The sequence below is a fragment of the Trichocoleus sp. DQ-A2 genome (genome assembly GCF_039961915.1).
Lineage (GTDB): Bacteria > Cyanobacteriota > Cyanobacteriia > Cyanobacteriales > FACHB-T130 > FACHB-T130.
Map to the genome: position 1 here is coordinate 133,282 of NZ_JAMPKD010000006.1, position 18,744 is coordinate 152,025.

Below are 18,744 nucleotides of genomic sequence, written 5' to 3' on the forward strand. Positions count from 1 at the left end.
AAATTGTTGAGAGAATGAAGCAGAGAAAATCTTTGCTCGTGTAGTGGAAATTCCCACTCTGCTCATTTAGGAGTAGTAAAATTGTACTATAAACGATCAATGGATAGTGCCAAGCCAACTCCTGGATACTGTCTATTAGCGCTCTAGCATTAGTCTAATATGTACTAACACACTCAAATGCGGATAAATAAAGTTACTATTAAGTCCTTTAAGCGATTCCACGATCTCACTATCCAGGGCATTCCCGAAACTGCCCGTCTAGTTGTAATGACTGGTCCAAATGGATGTGGCAAATCATCATTGTTTGATGCCTTCCTATTGTATTACAAAAAAACAATAAATCGATTTGTAGGATTTAATATTGACAAAGATTACCTCAATAAAGTAGGACTGCCTGAACTGGTATGGGATGGATTGGTTGATGTATCTTTCCACGAACAGCTACCACAAGAAGAAACTCAACAAAAAAAGCTTTTTTATTTTCGCTCTGCATATCGAAACGAGGCTGATTTTACAGTTACCAATATTCAAAAAATTGATGCTAATGCCGATATAACCCGCATTCAAAGATTAATTGATAATGATGTCAATGTTTCTTTAAATTATCAACGTTTAGTTGCAGAAACCGTTGCATTTGTATATGGAGGAACACGTGATGGAATAACGGTAGGAAATCTACGTGAAGAATTAATTGGTCAGATAAGAGAGTCGATGCTTCTGGTTTTTGGCGATTTAGTGCTTAATGGTCCAGGTAATCCACTTGAAGATGGAACATTTTTCTTCACAAAGGGTCTAAGTCAAAATTTCCGGTATAAAAATTTGTCTGGGGGGGAAAAAGCCGCATTTGATTTGCTACTTGACTTTGTTGTAAAAAGAGTGTCTTTTAGCAACACGGTTTTCTGTGTTGATGAGCCAGAAACCCACATGAACACTCGCCTACAAAGCAAATTGCTGGACGAATTTTTTAAACTTCTTCCAGAAAATTGCCAGCTTTGGATAGCGACGCATTCCATCGGCATGATGCGCCGTGCCAGAGATTTACAAGAGGCTAATCCCGGTGAAGTGGTATTCCTCGATTTTGACGAGAAAGACTTTGACCAACCACAGATTCTGGAACCTCACCCTGTTAACCGTGCGTTCTGGGAGCGGACGCTTAGAGTAGCATTGGATGATTTATCTGATCTGGTAGCTCCTCGGAAGGTAGTCATTTGTGAAGGCAATATTATGGGGACAGGCAACCCTAAAAAAGCTGAATTCGATGCACAATGCTACCGCACTATTTTTGCCACAGAATTTCCAGACACCCAATTTCTTTCAGCTGGTAGTTGCAATGAGGTTGAGGAAGATAGATTTGCCTTAATTGCAACGATTAAAGCCTTAGCTAAAGGTGTGGACATTATTCGTGTTGTTGATAGAGACGATAAAAGCGCAAAGGAGATTGAAGAGCTAGTTACCAAAGATGTTAAAGTCCTCTCCCTTCGGCATATAGAATCATATTTATTTAGCGACGAGATACTTAAGCGGCTGTGTGTTACATCTGGGAAACTGGATCGGATTGATGAATTGCTGGCAGCAAAACAAACAGCCATAAGTAATAGTATCAATCGTGGGAATGCACAAGATGATATAAAATCGGCGAGAGGTGATATTTACAATGCAGCTAAAACGTTACTCAATCTAAGAGGTGCTGGTAATACAGCAGATGCCTTTTGCAGAGATACACTGGCACCGCTAGTGGCTCCTGGAACTAACGTTTATGCAGAGCTAAAAAGAGACATATTTGGTTTGTAAACTCTGACGAGAGCGATCGTACCTAGGGTAGCCAAAAATTAGGTAAGAATGTTTTACTGAAATTACGTATACTTTGGTTAAGCGATCGACCCATTTGAATATGCGGTTCATCCGCTTCTACTGGTAAAATTGCCGCCTTACTTCCATTCCTAAAGCGCGAAATCACCAAATTTGCCGCTTCCAAACCAGTTACATAAGCCTTTTCTTGTGACCAAGAACCGTGACGAGTCACAATCCAATCGCCGCTCATAAAGACATTCTTGATACTTGTCTCTCCTGGTAACATATACTGATAGCTACCAGGGAAAAAGTGAGTCACCGCACGCGGCAGGCGGATTGCACTGCTATCGATTACTTTCGCGTCTCGAAAAGCCGGGATACAAGTGGCTAAATCTTGCTGAACAAGGGGCACAATTTCCTCATCGCCTAAGGGAAGAAACTGATTGGCGTGATAAAAATCTGCTTCAATAACTGTCCCTGGCTCATCGCGATACTCATCATGTATGGCATTTAAATCAAAAAACGTCCATCCAGTTGTTGCATTAAAACCAAAACAGGCATTGGAAGGACGAGGAATATTAATTTTGCGGTCAAACCAGAGACGGGTTGCCAACACATCAACCGCACCCAAGTTATGAATATCCCGAAATTCTTTACGGTTTTGTAAGCTGGGGCTACCAGACACAATCTTCTTCATACCGCTGATACCAACGGCAAATATAATCGCATCTGCCTCAAAAACTTCATCCCCACAAACAACCGCTGTCGCTTGATTATTGCTATCAACAATTACGTCACTGACTCGTCGGTTAGCGAGTAATTTTCCCCCTGTTTGTTCGATGCGTTCCACCCAAGGGCGAAATATCATCTCACCAACTGTTCCGCGACACCAAACGACATCAAAATCGGGTTGGTGAGCCAAAATGAAGTAATAAAGCATACCCAGCGCGGCAGCGGCGGAACATTGCTCTCCAGGGGCAAATAAACCAACCAGCAGCATCGGCTCAAAGGAATCGCGGTAAAGCCGCGCCGAAACCCCAAAATCTTTGAAGAGTTCTCGCGCCGTTACAGAGTCATAGCGTCGCCAAGCTTCGTCGCTATTGTCAAAATCAATAACTGCGTAGAGTAGCGGTAAAGCTGATAGGCGATCGCTTAATGGCAACCGTTTAAATTGCGTGTAGAGAAAAGTTCCAAGTGGAGTGGGAAGTCGCGGTAAGTCTTGGAAAATGGGAGATTCGACTTCTAAACCGGCTGGAGAATACTGGGAGGAACGAGTCCAAGGCGTAAACGGACTCAGCCCTAATTCCTTTACCAAAGAAAAGATATTTCGGTAAGGATACCAGAAACCATGAATCCCCGCTTCTACAGAGCGCCCCCCTGCGGTCTTCCAGCCCGCCACCAAGCCACCCGGATAGGGGCCAGCCTCTAGAAGGGTTACGTCATAGCCTTGACGCGCTAGGTGGTAGGTAGCCCCCAACCCTGCCCAACCAGCACCAACGACGACTATTTTTGGGGTTTGTGTTTCTGTTGGCATCGCGCACATCTCCATTCTGTTTTCAGGATGACAAGAACCCCACCCGCAACCCTCCCCGTAAGCGAGGAGGGGGCGAAGAGGAGCTTTTCTGTGGGGGAGAACCGATTGAAGGGGTTTTATTACTTACACCTAGCTTCTCAGTTCGTTGAGTTTGGCTCTGATTGTCTCTATTCTTTTACGGTTCACCCCCAAATCCGACTGTCCTAGGCGGGAGGCTGAACGAACGTGGATCGTTTTTGCGCTTTCATCGAGATAAAATTCCACGTCATCGACAAACCCCATCAGCGCACTGGTGAATTCCGCGTAGAGGTAATTCTCCGTTTCGGTGATAATTTTGGTTTTCGAGAGGGAGTTGATAACTGTCTTGAGATTAGCGATCGCCTCCGTTGGGGAAGAGTTGTAGGTCAAAGGCTCAATTTTATTCTGGGCATTTTGGCTTTGACTGCTGACACAGTTGGGCGTACTAGGGCAAGGCGCTAGTTGGCCTGACTGGACACCGAGATTAGTGGGTGGTTTTCCGGCAAACACGATCGTTCCTCCTGACAAAGCGGTAGTTGCCCCTATCCAACAGATAGCTGCTAAACATAAGGATAGAGAGATTAGAAGCCAACGCGACCGATTGGAAGTGATATTCATGAATGAATTTTCTATCAATTCGTTACTAGAAGACTTAAAAAATCCTGATGAAACCGTCCGCTATGAGGCTACAGCAGAGCTGTGGCGCGTCTGGTTTCATCAAAAGGGAGCGGTAGGGTTTGAACTACTTGGGCGATCGCAGGCAATGCTGGAGGCAGGAGAGCTTGCCAAAGCAGAGGCGTTACTCACCGACCTGATTGAGACTCAACCAAATTTCGCGGAAGCCTGGAATAGACGAGCCGTTCTTTACTATATTCTCAGGGAGTACAAAAAGGCGCTCCAAGACTGCCAGATGGTGGTTAAGCTCATCCCGTTCCATTTTGGGGCGCTGCATGGGATGGGGTTGTGCCATATCGCACTCAAAGACTACAGCGCTGCCATTCAAGCTTTTCGACAAGCGCTGGAAATTCAGCCTTACGCCTTAGAAAATCAAAAATTGATTCTTGAATGTACCGCACAGCTGAGCTAAGAATTTAAGCTAAGAACGATTCAGCTACAAGCAACAGCACTTGTTACTCAAAACACCCATACATAAGAAGTTTGGCAGTAAATGGCTCCCTGACGGGGAGGGAATAAACTCCAAAAAAAACCCGGTCGCTGCTAAGACGACCGAGCCAATATGCTATGCGTTTAATGAAGCTCATTTTCAGGCGATCGCTTGTTACGCCGGGAAGCAACGCCGAATCGGGTCGGTCATCTGTTCCTCAAACAAAGACAATCATTCGCCACGAAGTTTATTCACCGCCACTTTTTTGTCTCAAGTGGTGAACTAGAGCGTTTAACCCCAAGCGGTAACTCTCTGCACCAAAGCCGCTGATTTGTCCAATTGCAATGGGTGCGATATAAGAATGATGTCGGAAAGCTTCGCGTCGGTAAATATTACTCAGATGCACTTCTACAGTCGGAAGGTTAACAGCCGCGATCGCATCCCGTATCGCTACGCTGGTATGAGTATATGCCCCAGCGTTAATTAAAATTCCCTGGTGCTGCCCAACGGCATTCTGAATTGCATCTACTAAGACGCCTTCATGATTTGACTGTAAAGTAAAGACCTTACAGTCGAGCGTTTGCCCTTCTTGTTCTAACAGGCGATTAATCTCATCCAACGTCACAGAGCCATAAATCCCTGGTTCTCGGAGTCCCAATAGGTTTAAGTTTGGTCCGTGCAGCACCAGAACAGTAACTATGCCCAAGGTTTCAGCAGCAACTCAATAGACTAACTACGCCGGCGCGACGCTCTCTCATTCACTGGAATTGGAATCAGTTCTGGTTCCGGCTCAGCTTCCGGTCCCAGGAGCGTTTCGATGAGCTTACGTGCCCATTCTTTGAGCTTTTCCAACACATTTTCTATATAGTCCATTGAATTGAAAACTCCTGCAATACAACCAGGATGAGTACTTAACAACAGGGCAAACGTGAGAGTTTATGAATCCTATTGTGGTTAAGATTTATTCTAACCCTAGCACATGGAGAAACAGGTGAGTAATCTCACTATGGATGTGTGTGACCGGGCGGCGTCTATCCGTCTTAAGACACATCCGCCGTTAATTTTTTCTTCAACATTGTTCGCCGCAGTTGGTCAAGGGCAATTGAAGCGCTGGCGTACCGAATCGAGTCTCGCTCTCGATTTTGACCCAGCTGGTGCTTAAAACTTTCTACCGTGTCATCCGGCCCCGCTAGACCAATATAGACTAATCCCACCGGCTTGGTTTCCGTACCACCTCCTGGCCCAGCAATCCCTGTGATACTGAGTCCCCAAGTGGTTGAGAGACGTGTTTTTACACCTACTGCCATTTGCTTGGCGACCGCGTCGCTCACCGCACCGACCTGGGCTAAGTCTTCTGGATTGACACCCAAAAGGGAAATTTTCACCGAGTTGTCATAAGAAATGACGCCGCCCAAAAAATAATTGGAACTCCCGGCGATACTGGTTAGCATCTGCCCCAATCCTCCACCCGTACAGGATTCTGCCACCGAAAGCGTTTCCCCGGCTTCTTGCAACAAAAAGCCGACAACAGAAGCAAGAGTGTCAGTGTCAGTGCCGTAATAATCCAGCCCTCCTATCTGCCGCAGTTGTTGTGCCACTGGCTCAATTAGTCCTACCGCTTCCGGTTCTGACGCCGCTCTTGCCGAGACTCGCAGCCGCACCTCTCCGTGAAGGGCGTAAGGAGCAACGGTGGGGTTAGGGAGGTCGAGGAACGGCGCGACTTTTTCAGCTAGAGCCGATTCCGCAATTCCCCAGAACTTTAACATCCGGCTGTAGATGATTTCTTTGCCCCAGCCTTGACTCTTGAGAAAGGGGACGGCGGTTTCCTGCCACATCCGCTTCATTTCTGAAGGGACGCCGGGGAAAGTCAGAATCGTCAGACCCGTGCGGGGTTGCCAGATCATACCGGGGGCCGTACCGCCTGGATTGGGTAAAATTGAGGCGTCCTGGGGAATGAGCGCTTGTTTTCGATTGCTAGGGGTCATCTGACGCCCCCGCATGGCGTATTTGCGAGTAATGTCTTCGACGATTTCCGGTTGTTCTACCAAGGGAACGCCAAAAAAATCAGCGATCGCTTCCACGGTCAAGTCGTCGGGAGTAGGACCCAGACCGCCAGTAAAGATCAGCAGATGGGATCTCCCAGCAGCAATTTCCAACACCTGCTTGAGACGTCCAGGATTATCTCCCACCACCGTTTGATAGTAGTGGCGGATTCCCAGAGAGGCTAGTTGCTGCGCCAAAAATTGGGCGTTGCTATTGAGAATATCGCCGAGTAGCAGTTCTGTACCAACACAAATAATTTCAGCACTCATGCAAAAGTTTTTTATTTTTTAATTTTGTATTTTTCCTCATTCCTCACTCCTCATACGCGAATTTCGCCAAACTTGCCAGCTGGTATACCCCAACAACAACGTTGCACCCATCGCATAAGCCAGTCCGCTTGGTATTTTAGCCAAAGCTAGGGCTAAACTTCCCACCCAGAGCGTCAAAGCGTAGATAAACAGAACTATCAAACGTTGTGGCAGACCCGCTTGCAGCAGCCGATGATGCAGATGGAATTTATCGCCAATAAAAGGCGAATTGCCACGTAACAACCGTTGCACAATCACCGCTGACATATCCACAATTGGCACAGCCAGAATCAGGTAAGGCAGTAATACCGCAGTGACAGCAGTGCTTTTTACTAAGCCAATTACGCCGACACCAGCCAGGGTAAAGCCCATAAAATAGGCTCCGCCATCCCCCATAAAAATCTGAGCGGGGTTGAAATTATATCGAAGAAATCCCAATGAGCCACCGGCAAGCGCTGCGGCAATCAGTGCTGCCGCTGGTTGGTTCATAAACAAACTTACAATCAGCATCACCACGGCAGCGATGCCAGAAACACCGGCAGCTAGACCGTCTAGACCATCAATCCAATTGATGGCATTAGTCAGACCGACCAGCCAAATGACGGTAATCGGCCAGCTAATTGTGTCTGGCAATGTGACCAGTCCAGCAAAGGGAACGGTGAGGAAGTCAATTTGGACGCCGAGGTGCCAAGCCCAGCTGGCAATGATAATTTGCAGAAACAGCCGCAAGAAAGGCGACAAACTAAACAAATCATCGGCTAAGCCAACCAGGAAAAAACCAAGACCACCCAAGATAACGCCCCAAACTTCTAGGGATTTCTCTGTGCTCAAAGCGCCAAATCCCCCGGTTCCCCAAACAATCAGTAGGGCAATAATGGTGCCTGCAAAGATAGAGACACCTCCCACCCGCACGATAGGATGCTTATGGACTTTGCGCTCACTGGGTAAATCAACCAGTCCCTTTTGGAGGCCAATTTTGTTCACAACGGGTGTTGCCCAGAGGACAACACAGGCAGATACGAGAAAGGCAACCAGGTGATACAGCTGGGGGGGCATCTGAAATTAAGTAGGGTACTAGACATCAGAAGGGAGAAATTAAAAAAAAGCTGTTAGCTGATTGCTAATCGCTATTGATCTTTCATCCTTCAAAACAATCGTCAGGCAGAGTCTACTACATTTCAGACGGGAAGAGGCAGAGGGGGATGGGGAATTAAGCGGGGGAATGGGGAGTAGGGGCATAGCCGCCCCTACGATTTTTATGCCAAGGCTGGTACGGGAATTGTCAGGTGGGGGTACAGGGGGAAGCGATCGCATAATGCTGCCACTCGCCGCCGACATTCCGCCGCCACTGCTTCCTCTTCTGGATTCAGGAGCCGTTCGGCAATAATATCCCCGATTTCTGTAAATTCACCAGTAGACATCCCGCGCGTCGTCATTGCTGGCGAACCCAGCCGCAAGCCACTGGTTACGAATGGCGACTCTGGATCGAAGGGTACGGTATTTTTATTCGCGGTAATGTTCACTCCGCTCACTAGCTGATCGGCTCGCTTGCCAGTCATGCTGATAGAGCGCAAGTCTACTAGCATCAAGTGATTGTCAGTCCCGTCAGAAACAATCTTGAAGCCGCGTTTTTGCAACTGAGTTGCCAAAGCACGAGCATTTTCAATTACTTGCGCTGAATAAGTTTTAAACGCGGGTTGCAGTGCTTCCCCAAATGCCACCGCCTTAGCGGCAATGACGTGTTCTAAGGGACCCCCTTGAGTACCGGGGAACACGGCTTTGTCTAGTTGCTTGCCGAGTTCTGGGTCGCTGGTCATAATTAAGCCGCCTCTAGGACCGCGCAGGGTCTTGTGGGTGGTAGTGGTGACGACGTGGCAGTGGGGTAGAGGATTGGGGTGATGACCTGTGGCAACTAAACCCGCAATATGGGCGATATCCGCTAATAGATAAGCTCCGACTTCATCAGCGATCGCGCGGAATTTCTCAAAGTCAATGATGCGCGGATAAGCTGAATAGCCGCAAATGATTAACTTAGGACGGTGTTGTAGCGCCAAATCCCGGATCTGATCGTAGTCTAGCTGCTCGGTTTCCTGACTGACTCCATAGTGGCAAACCTTAAACCACTTCCCCGACACATTGACCGGCGAACCGTGGGTTAAATGCCCCCCGTGAGACAAATCCATCCCCATAATCGTGTCTCCTGGCTGCAACAGGGTCAAGAAAACGGCAAAATTCGCCTGCGCCCCCGAATGCGGTTGCACATTCGCGTGAGCTGCTCCGAATAGCTGTTTGGCGCGGTCAATCGCCAATTGCTCAATTTTGTCGATAAAGTCACAGCCGCCGTAATAGCGTTTCCCCGGCAAACCTTCGGCATACTTATTTGTTAATACCGAGCCTTGTGCTGCCAGCACTGCTGCGGAGGTAAAGTTTTCACTGGCAATTAGCTCCAAGTGGGCGCGTTGGCGCTGGAGTTCTTCTTGGACAAAGCTGGCAACGGTAGGATCGGTTTCGGCTAGAAAGTCTAAGTTTGTTTTACTCACAAAGTGAACCCCTAGAAATAGTGTCAGTCTTCCTTTCAAACTTTGATTCGGGTGCGCTTTCGGTCAACGCCATGTCCGCGCTACTAGCCCAGGTCAGTATTTTCGGGAGTCTTCAATCTTAACGCTGTTGGAGTCGTGTCTCTACCCAACTTTTCTGTTAACACTTGAAGCGAACAATTTTTGGCAACCTTTCATCCAAACTAGCTAACCTGGCACAGTATGCAATTTTGCTGTATTTTTCTCGCCCATTCATAAGGAGCTTGAGGAGCTGGAAAAATTTGCTTGACATTCGATCGCCAACCCCGGATAAATTGGGATTTAGAAAAAGTTGCCCATGATGTTAACCTTACCCACTTGGCAACCGATGCGATCGCAAACTGCAAGACTTTAGAGGGATTAGACGCCCATACTGTTCAGCTCCCAAAGTTAGGTGCCAAATTTATTTTCTGCCCTCCTCTCTTCCCACACGCACAAAGCGTCGCTTTAGTAACCATCCTCACTCCTACTTTTAGGAGAGGACATTAAGCTGTATGTTAATTTACCATATTTCGCCGAAAACCTGACCTAGAATGGATGCGGGCGAATTAAAGCTCTCGTGGAGGTATTAAATGTTAGTCATTCTTACGGATGAGCAGATACTCTCCCCCAAACAAGTTTGTCAGACCTGTTTACTTGCCGATCAAAGTGGTCAACCCCGCTGGCGTCAGGGGCAGCTCCGCTGCGCTCAAGCGATTCACAAGCTTACCGAAAATCAACCCGATCAATACGAGTGTCTTATGGGCTTCCGGATTGCCAATATTGAGTAATCTCGTTTTGCTCAAGTTTATTTGCTGAAGTTTAAAGCCTGCTGAGGTGCTATTTGCGATTTGGGGTTTAATGGCGATCGCTACTTTCTCTGACAAACAAGAGTGCGCCTACGCTACAGGCTCCTTGTCTTTGATGAGGCACGTCTGACCTAGGGGTGTCCTGGTTGACATCGCATCTGCGTTATCCTGAACTTAGTAATAACTGGCGATAAATATATTATTTCAGGAGAACGCACGATGACTTGGCGTGGTTCAGCAACAGCGAAAGACCGGGTTTTCGCTTGCCTTCCTTATTTACTCCCTTTGCTTTCTGTGCTTCCCTTTGGGGCGTATCTGTTTAGACAGTTTCCTGTCTTAGCACTGATTTTATTGCCGCTACAACCGTTGCTAGCAATTTACAGTATACCGTTTGCCAGTTTAATCATTTTCTTTGTCTTGTTCTTAGGCGTAGTTAGAAACGAAAAGATTAGCCATTTCATTCGTTTTAACACCATGCAGGCACTCTTAATAGACATTGCTCTATTTTTGTGTACTATGGCATTGCAAATTTTGACTCCAGCGCTAGGAACTGGCTTGGTAGGACAAACGCTGTTTAATGTTGTTTTTCTAGGAACGCTTGCTGCCTGCGCCTATTCAGTTGTTCAGTCTGTGATAGGACGTTACGCAGAAATTCCTGGGATTTCAGAGGCAGTTTACAGCCAAGTTCCCTAGTTTCTTGCCGCAGGCAGAATCTTCGTTAGGGCGCGGCTGGTATGGGACGTGACACAATCGTGTTTTCCATGTGACCGATGCCTTCAATTTCGATGCGAACGCGATCGCCCACCTGCATCGGACCAATCCCTTGAGGCGTTCCAGTCAGCACCACGTCTCCCGGTAACAGCGTCATCACCTGAGAGATGTAAGACACTAGAAAATCGGGCGCAAATACCATCTGATTAATCAGTGCTGACTGCACCGGCTGGGGATCGTCATTGAGAAAAGTTTGCAAGCGGGCAGCCGGACTCAACTCACGGACGATCCACGGTCCCAAAGGACAAAAAGTATCAAATCCTTTTGCCCGCGTCCATTGAAGATCCTGCTTTTGCAGATCGCGGGCGGTAACATCATTGGCAATGGTGTAACCCCAAATTTTAGTTTGTGCCTCTTCTGGCGTACAGCAATAAACGCGATCGCCAATGATTAAAGCTAATTCGCCCTCGTAGTCCACTCGCTGTGACTGCGGGGGGTAGTGAATTTCTGTCCCCGCTCCGGTTACAGACGTTGGCGGCTTGAGAAATAGTAACGGTTCTTTTGGCACATCCGTCCCCATTTCAGCGGCGTGGCTGGCATAATTTTTGCCCACCGCGATAATTTTAGACGGGGCACAAGGAGCCAGAATTTGATAAGTATCGGGTTCTAACTGCAAATCCGTAGGTTGCCCGTGTAACCAGGGAGGCGCATCAAGCACCTGAACGCCTCGGCTTAGTTGCAATAAACCGTAGTAAGTCTGTCCTTTTGCGGTTCGGACTCGGACGTAGCGCTGCGCCATAATGTTGACTGCTATTTGATTATGCTGATGTGTGGTCTGGACGTTGAGGTGAATTTACCCTGGTAACTTTGTACAATTGATGGACTGGTAGTAAGATTTTAATTCCTTGCTTCTTCATCTTTAGACGCTATAGGCTAGCGAGTTGAGATTTTCAAGGTGCGACTTCCATTCCCAATCCCAAACTTCCTAGTCCCAGTGCTAGAAGAAGCCGTCTTGTCCATAAGGAGATTAACAGCAATGCAGATCGTTTACGAAACTATGTACATCCTCCGTCCCGATTTGACCGAGGAACAAGTAAACTTGGCGATCGCCAAGTATCAAGGTATCTTGAGCGACAATGGGGCACACGACATCGAAATCCAGCATCGGGGTCGGCGGCGTCTAGCTCAAGATATCGGCAAGCATCGGGAAGGCATTTATGTTCAAATGAACTACAAATGCAATGGCAGCCAGATAGCGCCGATGGAACGGGCAATGCGTCTGTCGGAAGAAGTCATCCGCTACCTCACCATCAAGCAGGAAGTGCGCGAACCGAAGCCAGAGCCAGTTGAGGCAGAAGCAGTCAGTTAAGTGCGATTGGGGTGGAGTCTCTCCGCCCTTGTTGAGTCGAAAGGTGGACTTTCATCCCACCCTCCATTCCTTCCCTCACACCAGGGAGGGAATTTTTTTTAATTCGCAATCTGGCAATGAGCCATTGACTTCAGATTGTTATACTGACGTGTGAGACACGGTATTCGACTGAGATTCGTTTTATAAAATGCAGCCTACTGACCCTGCCAAGTTTACTGAGAAAGCCTGGGAAGCCATCATCAAATCTCAAGATGTGGCGCGTCGATTCAAAAATCAGCAGCTAGAGGTAGAGCATTTAACGATCGCGCTTCTGGAAGAAGAAGAAGGGCTGACAAATCGGATTTTGAGTCGAGTCAATGTGGACATCCAGGCGTTAAAGTCGCAACTCGAAGCCTTCACCCAACGCCAGCCCAAAGTCGCTGTCGTTGACCAGTTGTACCTGGGGAGAGGCTTAGATGTCATGTTAGACCGAGCTGAAGCCTCACGAACTACCTTGCAGGACGAATTCATCTCGGTAGAACATCTATTAGTCGGCTTCGTCGAAGATGACCGCATCGGACGCCGGTTGCTCAAAAGCTTCAACTTCGATCGGCAAAAGCTAGAAGCAACGATCAAAGAGGTTCGGGGTACGCAGAAAGTAAAAGACCAAAATCCAGAGGCTCGCTATGAAGCCTTGGAAAAGTACGGGCGCGATCTGACAGAAACAGCCAAATCTGGTAAGTTAGACCCCGTAATTGGGCGAGATGAGGAAATTCGCCGCGTGGTGCAGGTGCTATCTCGCCGGAGTAAGAACAACCCCGTTTTGATTGGGGAACCAGGAGTAGGTAAGACAGCGATCGCAGAAGGGTTAGCCCAGCGCATCATCAACGGCGATGTACCTGAATCTTTGAAGAACCGCCGCCTAATTGCCCTGGATATGGGGAGTCTGATTGCGGGAGCCAAATATCGGGGAGAATTTGAAGACCGCCTCAGATCGGTGCTAAAAGAAGTCATCGATTCAGTCGGTCAGATTGTCCTCTTTATTGATGAGATGCACACGGTGGTTGGTGCTGGTGCCACTCAAGGGGCAATGGATGCGAGTAACTTGCTCAAACCGATGCTGGCGCGGGGAGAACTGCGTTGCATTGGGGCGACGACTCTAGACGAGTACCGCAAGCACATTGAAAAAGATGCGGCACTCGAACGCCGGTTTCAACAAGTCTATGTTAATCAGCCCAGCGTAGAAGACACGGTTTCGATTCTGCGGGGGCTGAAAGAACGTTACGAAGTCCACCACGGCGTGAAGATTACCGATTCTGCCTTAGTTGCCGCCGCCAGCTTGAGCGATCGCTACATCACCGAGCGGTTTTTGCCAGATAAAGCAATTGACTTGGTCGATGAAGCTGCTGCCAAGCTGAAAATGGAGATTACGTCCAAGCCGGTAGAACTAGAGGCAATTGACCGACGGGTGATGCAGCTAGAGATGGAAAAGCTCTCCCTGCAAGGAGAAGGTCAACGGACGGGTTTAACAACCGTTGTGGGTGCCTTCCGTTCTTCTCAAGAGCGTTTAGAGCGTATTGAACAAGAGATTGCCTCCCTGAGCGAAAAACAAGTTCAACTCAGTTCCCAGTGGCAATCAGAAAAACAGCTCCTAGAAGACATTAACGCAGTGAAGGAGGAAGAAGATAAACTCCGGGTGCAAATAGAGCAGGCAGAACGCGCCTACGACCTTAACAAAGCTGCTCAGCTGAAGTATGGACGGTTGGAGGTTTTAGGACGCGACCGGGAAGCCAAAGAAGCCCAACTGTTGGAACTGCAATCTCGCGGTGCTGCCTTGCTGCGGGAAGAGGTACGCGAAGACGATATCGCCGAAATTGTCGCTAAATGGACGGGTATCCCAGTCAACCGCCTGCTAGAGTCGGAACGGCAAAAGCTACTCCAGCTTGAATCTCATCTCCACGAACGGGTGATCGGTCAGCAAGAAGCCGTTGCCGCCGTTTCCGCTGCCATCCGTCGCACCCGTGCGGGGATGAAAGATCCCAGTCGTCCGATCGGTTCTTTCCTGTTCATGGGGCCAACAGGGGTGGGCAAAACCGAGCTAGCCCGTGCCTTAGCTCAGTTCCTGTTTGACAGCGAGGACGCCCTGGTACGGATTGATATGTCCGAGTACATGGAAAAACACGCTGTCTCTCGCCTCGTAGGTGCCCCTCCAGGGTACGTCGGTTACGAAGAAGGCGGTCAACTGTCTGAGGCAATTCGCCGTCGCCCCTACTCGGTCGTGCTGCTGGATGAAGTGGAAAAAGCCCACCGCGATGTGTTCAACATCTTGCTGCAAGTGCTGGATGATGGAAGAATTACCGATTCCCAAGGCAGGACGGTAGATTTCCGGAATACGGTGATTGTGATGACAAGCAACATCGGCAGCGAGCATATTCTCGATCTGGGGGGGAACGAGGACCAGTACGAATTGATGCAGAAGAAAGTAACGGATGCTTTGCGATCGCATTTCCGCCCCGAATTCCTCAATCGCGTGGACGACATTATTCTCTTCCACCGGCTGGAACGTTCGGAACTGCGCCAGATTGTTAGTATTCAAATCAAACAGATTGAGAAGCTGCTAGCCGATCAAAAAATCACCATCGAACTCTCGGCATCTGCCCAAGACCACTTGGCGGAAGTTGGCTACGATCCGATCTATGGTGCCCGTCCTCTCAAACGCGCCATTCAGCGTGAATTGCAAAATACCCTCGCCACAGCGCTGCTAGAAAATACCTTCGTGAGTGGCGACACCATCTTGGTTGATTGTGTGGACAATACGCTGACTTTCAGCAAAAAACAGTCCCTCAGCCTCCTTGAAGCTCAAATCATTTAACAATCATCAGTAGAGACGTTGCCTCTAAACGTCTCTACTGTTAGTCTGAAAGCAATACAACAGCCAAAATTGATGCGACAACGCCAAGAACATATCCGTGGACTTTACTGTAGCCATTTGCACATATAACGGTGCAGAACGTCTGCCCGAAGTTCTAGATCAACTGCTTCATCAAGTTGGTCCAGAGGATATTGACTGGGAAGTGCTAGTTGTTGACAACAACAGCAATGACGATACTGCTGCTGTCGTTGCTCGCTATGCAACCAATTGGCGTCAAGATAGCCAGTTGAGGTATATTTTTGAAGCCAAACAAGGCGCTGCCTATGCGCGATATCGAGCCGTACAGGAAGCTAGAAGCAGCGACTTGATTGGATTTTTGGATGATGATAATCTACCAGCAGATAACTGGATAGCCGAAGCTTATCGCTTTGGTAGCGCTCGCCCTCAAGTGGGAGCCTATGGTGGCATTATTCATGCCAAACTCGATGAACTACCACCCCCCTACTTTGAGCAAATAAAAGGGTATCTTACTATCTATAACCGAGGTGCAACGCCTTTTCACTACAAGCGTTCCGATAAACCGCGCCGAATTCCTGCTGCACCCGGTTCAGTCATCCGGAAGCAGGCATGGCAAGACGCCGTTCCTCCTCCAGAAAAACTCCTAATACCTGGCAGAGACGAGAAAACAATGGCTGCCGGAGAAGATGCCGAAATAATGTTCTATATTCAAAATAGTAAGTGGGAAGTTTGGCACAATCCCAAAATGGAGATTTGGCATCATATTCCCCCATATCGATTAGAACAAGCCTATCTACTCAGACTGGCTCATGGATATGGCCTTTCCAATCATCTCACGCGAGTCACTCGGTTTTATCGATGGCAGCGTCCCTTCCTACCTTTTTTGATACCATTTTTTACATTACGCAATAGTTTAAAGGTATTAATTTACTACCTAAAAAATAAAAGTTCTCTACCCAATAATATTGTGCAAGCTTGTGAATTTCAGTCCCAATTAGGGCAACTTTATAGCCCTTTTTTAGTAATATATAAAAAATTGCCATTCAAAGGTTTTATTAACGTAAAGGCAAATTTTGAACAAAGTCAATGAAGATAGCATACGCTACTCACTATGATATTTTTAATAACCGTACTTGGCCTCGCAACTTAATTGGGCACTGTGGCACTAATTACTACAAAGCGAAAGCTCTGGAAAGACAATTGGGAACGATAGAGTATATTGGTCCTCTTGAGGAGATGTACTCCCCCTCTTTAAAATTATTATCTAAGGCAAAGAATCGCTGGCATAAGCATATATCTAAACAAATATATTTTCCTTGGGCAGAACCCGTTGTTAATCAAGGCTATGCATGCCAAATTGCCCAAAAAATTCTCCGAGCTAATCCCGAAATCGTTTTATGTCCAGACATCAATTTAATTTCTTATCTTGACTGTAAGCAACCCACTGTAGTTTGGACAGATGCTTCTTACGCTGGATTGATGAACTTTTATAGTGAGTTTAGTAACCTGTGTAGCGAAACCACCCAGCAATTAACTACTATGGATAAACTTACTTTAGATAAATGCAGTTTAGCTATATTCTCCTCCGACTGGGCTGCTCAGACTGTAATTAATACTTATCAAGTTGACTCTTCTAAAGTCAAAGTGATTCCGTCAGGAGCAAATGTTGAGTGTGATAGAACCTTAGACGATATCAAGGAGATTATTGAATCTCGACCCTTGGATAAATGCAAGCTCCTGTTTTTAGGCGTGGATTGGTTTAGAAAAGGTGGGAACATAGCTTTAGAAGTAGCTAGCGAATTGAATAAAAGCGGATTGAATGTTGAATTAACAATAGTTGGATGCCAGCCTTTTAAAGATAGTTCTCCTCCTGATTTTGTTGTTAATCTTGGCTTTATTAGTAAATCAACAGCGGCGGGATTAAATAAAATTAGTAATTTGATAGCTGAATCTCATCTATTAATTGTGCCTTCACAAGCAGAAGCTTATGGCAACGTCTTCTGCGAGGCAAACTCCTATGGAGTGCCTTGTATATCTACCAATGTAGGCGGCATACCAACAGTAATCAAAGATGATGTAAATGGAAAACTTTTTTCAATAACCGGCAGTATTCAAGAATATTGCACCTATATTTATACTTTGTTTAGAAATTATGGAGCTTATAAAAAGTTAGCTTTATCTTCATTTAATGAGTATCAAACTCGTTTAAATTGGTCAGCAACCGCCCAGTCAGCACAAAAGCTGTTTATGGACTTAATTAATTAAGTATAATTACTCGTTATGAAGCTCGCTTATGCTACAACTTATGATGTCTTTAATAGCTTGACTTGGACTAAGTCTCAATTAGGACTGTGTGGTGCTGGAGCCAGCATAGCAAAAGCTTTAAAAAATCAATCTATTGACCTGGAATACTTTGGACCTTTAAATAAGAAAAAATCGGTAATTACTAAAGCTAAGTGGAGTTTATATCGAAACTTTTTTAAAAAAGATTACTACCGCTGGGCAGAGCCATTAGTGCTTAAGGATTATGCATATCAGATATCTGAAAAACTATCTAAATTTAACTCAGACATAGTGCTTTGTCCGGAAAATGCAGTGCCGATTGCTTATCTGGAATGTAAGCAACCAGTCGTTCTGTGGACAGATTCAACACTGGCAGGTTTGATTGATTTTTATCCTTATTTGAGCAACTTGTGCAAGGAAACCAAAGAAAATATATATTTAATGGAACAATCTGCATTGAATAAATGCGAGTTAGTAATTCTCGCGTCAGAATGGGCTGCTCAAACAGCCATTGATATCTATGGAATTAATCCTTCTAAAGTAAAAGTAGTTCCTTGGGGAGCTAATGTAACATGTAAGAGAACAATTGATGATATTGACAATGCTATAAAAGCAAGAAGTACAAATCCTTGCAAATTATTATTTATTGGTGTGGAGTGGCTTAGAAAAGGAGGGAGTGTTGCTCTGGAAGTTGCTAGAGAACTAAATCGAATGGGTCTAAAAACTCAACTTCAAGTAGTTGGATGCCAGCCGAAGATTAATGAGTCTGAACTCAGTTTTGTTAGCCTTAAAGGATTTATTGATAAATCAACGACTGAGGGTTTAAATGAATTTAATAGACTAATGGCTGAATCCCACTTTCTAATTTTACCTACTTTAGCAGACTGCTCCCCCCACGTTTTAATTGAAGCAAATTCGTTTGGAGTACCTTGTTTAACCACAAATACTGGTGGTATACCAACTATCATTAAAAATGATTTTAACGGGAAAACTTTTGAAGTAGATGCTAATATTGCTGATTATTGTAACTATATTGTATCCAAACTAGAAAATTATAGTGACTATGAACGCTTAGCTGTCTCATCATTCAACGAGTATCAAGATAGACTTAATTGGAATATTTCTGCTCAAGCCGTAAAAAAACTATTAATTAAGTTAAGAAAATAGAACATATTTCTATTTTTTTCTGAATTTTTGGAAAACTATAGTCCGATGAGTAGAAATGCTAGCTTTTAGAGCTTTATTAAAAAAATAGAAACTTGTAAAGCTTTTTAGTCTTCAATAGCTTAAAGTTAAGTTTCTACTAGTATAGGTAAAGTTAATAATACTAATTTTTTAACCAGCCAAGG

General features: G+C 46.2%; 18 protein-coding genes. 10 read left to right on the forward strand and 8 right to left on the reverse strand.

What is annotated here, in order from left to right:
* The first annotated feature begins 177 nt into the window (after positions 1-177).
* Complete coding sequence (locus NC997_RS07575; RefSeq protein WP_190530284.1) at positions 178-1,791, forward strand: AAA family ATPase; 1,614 nt, start codon at positions 178-180, stop codon at positions 1,789-1,791.
* 22 nt (positions 1,792-1,813) lie between these two features.
* Here NC997_RS07575 and NC997_RS07580 read toward each other — a convergent pair whose 3' ends face one another.
* Entirely contained in the window at positions 1,814-3,325 is a 1,512-nt protein-coding gene (locus NC997_RS07580) for an FAD-dependent oxidoreductase (protein ID WP_190530286.1), read from the reverse strand.
* Positions 3,326-3,454: 129 nt separating this feature from the next.
* Positions 3,455-3,961: a DUF1499 domain-containing protein gene (locus tag NC997_RS07585; RefSeq protein ID WP_190530288.1), complete on the reverse strand. Its 507-nt coding sequence runs from the start codon at positions 3,959-3,961 to the stop codon at positions 3,455-3,457.
* Here NC997_RS07585 and NC997_RS07590 point away from each other — a divergent pair.
* Positions 3,960-4,430, forward strand: coding sequence for a tetratricopeptide repeat protein (locus NC997_RS07590; protein WP_190530290.1), 471 nt, complete (start codon positions 3,960-3,962; stop codon positions 4,428-4,430). The two genes, NC997_RS07585 and NC997_RS07590, sit on opposite strands and share 2 nt — an antisense overlap.
* A gap of 265 nt (positions 4,431-4,695) precedes the next feature.
* Here NC997_RS07590 and aroQ read toward each other — a convergent pair whose 3' ends face one another.
* The 5 genes from aroQ to glyA form a co-directional block, all read right to left on the reverse strand.
* Positions 4,696-5,154 (reverse strand): type II 3-dehydroquinate dehydratase, encoded by a 459-nt coding sequence (gene aroQ / locus NC997_RS07595; protein ID WP_190410627.1) that lies wholly within the window; start codon positions 5,152-5,154, stop codon positions 4,696-4,698.
* Positions 5,155-5,177: 23 nt separating this feature from the next.
* Positions 5,178-5,321 carry a hypothetical protein gene (locus NC997_RS07600; RefSeq protein WP_190530292.1) on the reverse strand — a complete coding sequence of 48 codons (144 nt, stop codon included), beginning with the start codon at positions 5,319-5,321 and terminating at the stop codon, positions 5,178-5,180.
* A gap of 167 nt (positions 5,322-5,488) precedes the next feature.
* A complete protein-coding gene (locus NC997_RS07605; protein WP_190530293.1) occupies positions 5,489-6,760 on the reverse strand; it encodes a competence/damage-inducible protein A in 1,272 nt (423 codons plus the stop codon).
* Between the two features lie 36 nt (positions 6,761-6,796).
* Positions 6,797-7,855 (reverse strand): MraY family glycosyltransferase, encoded by a 1,059-nt coding sequence (locus NC997_RS07610; protein ID WP_190530295.1) that lies wholly within the window; start codon positions 7,853-7,855, stop codon positions 6,797-6,799.
* A 200-nt stretch (positions 7,856-8,055) separates the two neighbouring features.
* Positions 8,056-9,339, reverse strand: coding sequence for a serine hydroxymethyltransferase (gene glyA, locus NC997_RS07615; RefSeq protein ID WP_190530297.1), 1,284 nt, complete (start codon positions 9,337-9,339; stop codon positions 8,056-8,058).
* Between the two features lie 282 nt (positions 9,340-9,621).
* On the opposite strand from glyA, the gene NC997_RS07620 reads away from it, so the two are divergent.
* The 3 genes from NC997_RS07620 to NC997_RS07630 all read left to right on the forward strand — a co-directional run bounded on the left by NC997_RS07620 (position 9,622) and on the right by NC997_RS07630 (position 10,856).
* Entirely contained in the window at positions 9,622-9,864 is a 243-nt protein-coding gene (locus NC997_RS07620) for a hypothetical protein (RefSeq protein ID WP_190530299.1), read from the forward strand.
* 83 nt (positions 9,865-9,947) lie between these two features.
* Positions 9,948-10,145 (forward strand): hypothetical protein, encoded by a 198-nt coding sequence (locus NC997_RS07625; RefSeq protein ID WP_190410633.1) that lies wholly within the window; start codon positions 9,948-9,950, stop codon positions 10,143-10,145.
* Between the two features lie 237 nt (positions 10,146-10,382).
* On the forward strand, positions 10,383-10,856 hold the full coding sequence (locus NC997_RS07630; protein WP_190410634.1) for a Tic20 family protein: 474 nt from the start codon (positions 10,383-10,385) through the stop codon (positions 10,854-10,856).
* Between the two features lie 25 nt (positions 10,857-10,881).
* Here NC997_RS07630 and NC997_RS07635 read toward each other — a convergent pair whose 3' ends face one another.
* Positions 10,882-11,673 (reverse strand): fumarylacetoacetate hydrolase family protein, encoded by a 792-nt coding sequence (locus NC997_RS07635; protein ID WP_190530301.1) that lies wholly within the window; start codon positions 11,671-11,673, stop codon positions 10,882-10,884.
* 237 nt (positions 11,674-11,910) lie between these two features.
* Here NC997_RS07635 and rpsF point away from each other — a divergent pair, with 237 nt between their 5' ends.
* The 5 genes from rpsF to NC997_RS07660 all read left to right on the forward strand — a co-directional run bounded on the left by rpsF (position 11,911) and on the right by NC997_RS07660 (position 18,562).
* A complete protein-coding gene (rpsF, locus tag NC997_RS07640) occupies positions 11,911-12,243 on the forward strand; it encodes a 30S ribosomal protein S6 (protein WP_190530303.1) in 333 nt (110 codons plus the stop codon).
* A gap of 187 nt (positions 12,244-12,430) precedes the next feature.
* On the forward strand, positions 12,431-15,094 hold the full coding sequence (clpB, locus tag NC997_RS07645) for an ATP-dependent chaperone ClpB (protein ID WP_190530305.1): 2,664 nt from the start codon (positions 12,431-12,433) through the stop codon (positions 15,092-15,094).
* Between the two features lie 97 nt (positions 15,095-15,191).
* Positions 15,192-16,202, forward strand: a complete 1,011-nt coding sequence (gene hpsE, locus NC997_RS07650) for a hormogonium polysaccharide biosynthesis glycosyltransferase HpsE (RefSeq protein WP_190530307.1) — start codon at positions 15,192-15,194, stop codon at positions 16,200-16,202.
* Positions 16,199-17,377 carry a glycosyltransferase family 4 protein gene (locus tag NC997_RS07655; protein ID WP_190530309.1) on the forward strand — a complete coding sequence of 393 codons (1,179 nt, stop codon included), beginning with the start codon at positions 16,199-16,201 and terminating at the stop codon, positions 17,375-17,377. Before hpsE ends, NC997_RS07655 begins: the two co-directional genes overlap by 4 nt.
* A gap of 15 nt (positions 17,378-17,392) precedes the next feature.
* A complete protein-coding gene (locus NC997_RS07660; protein WP_190530311.1) occupies positions 17,393-18,562 on the forward strand; it encodes a glycosyltransferase in 1,170 nt (389 codons plus the stop codon).
* Positions 18,563-18,744: the final 182 nt, after the last annotated feature.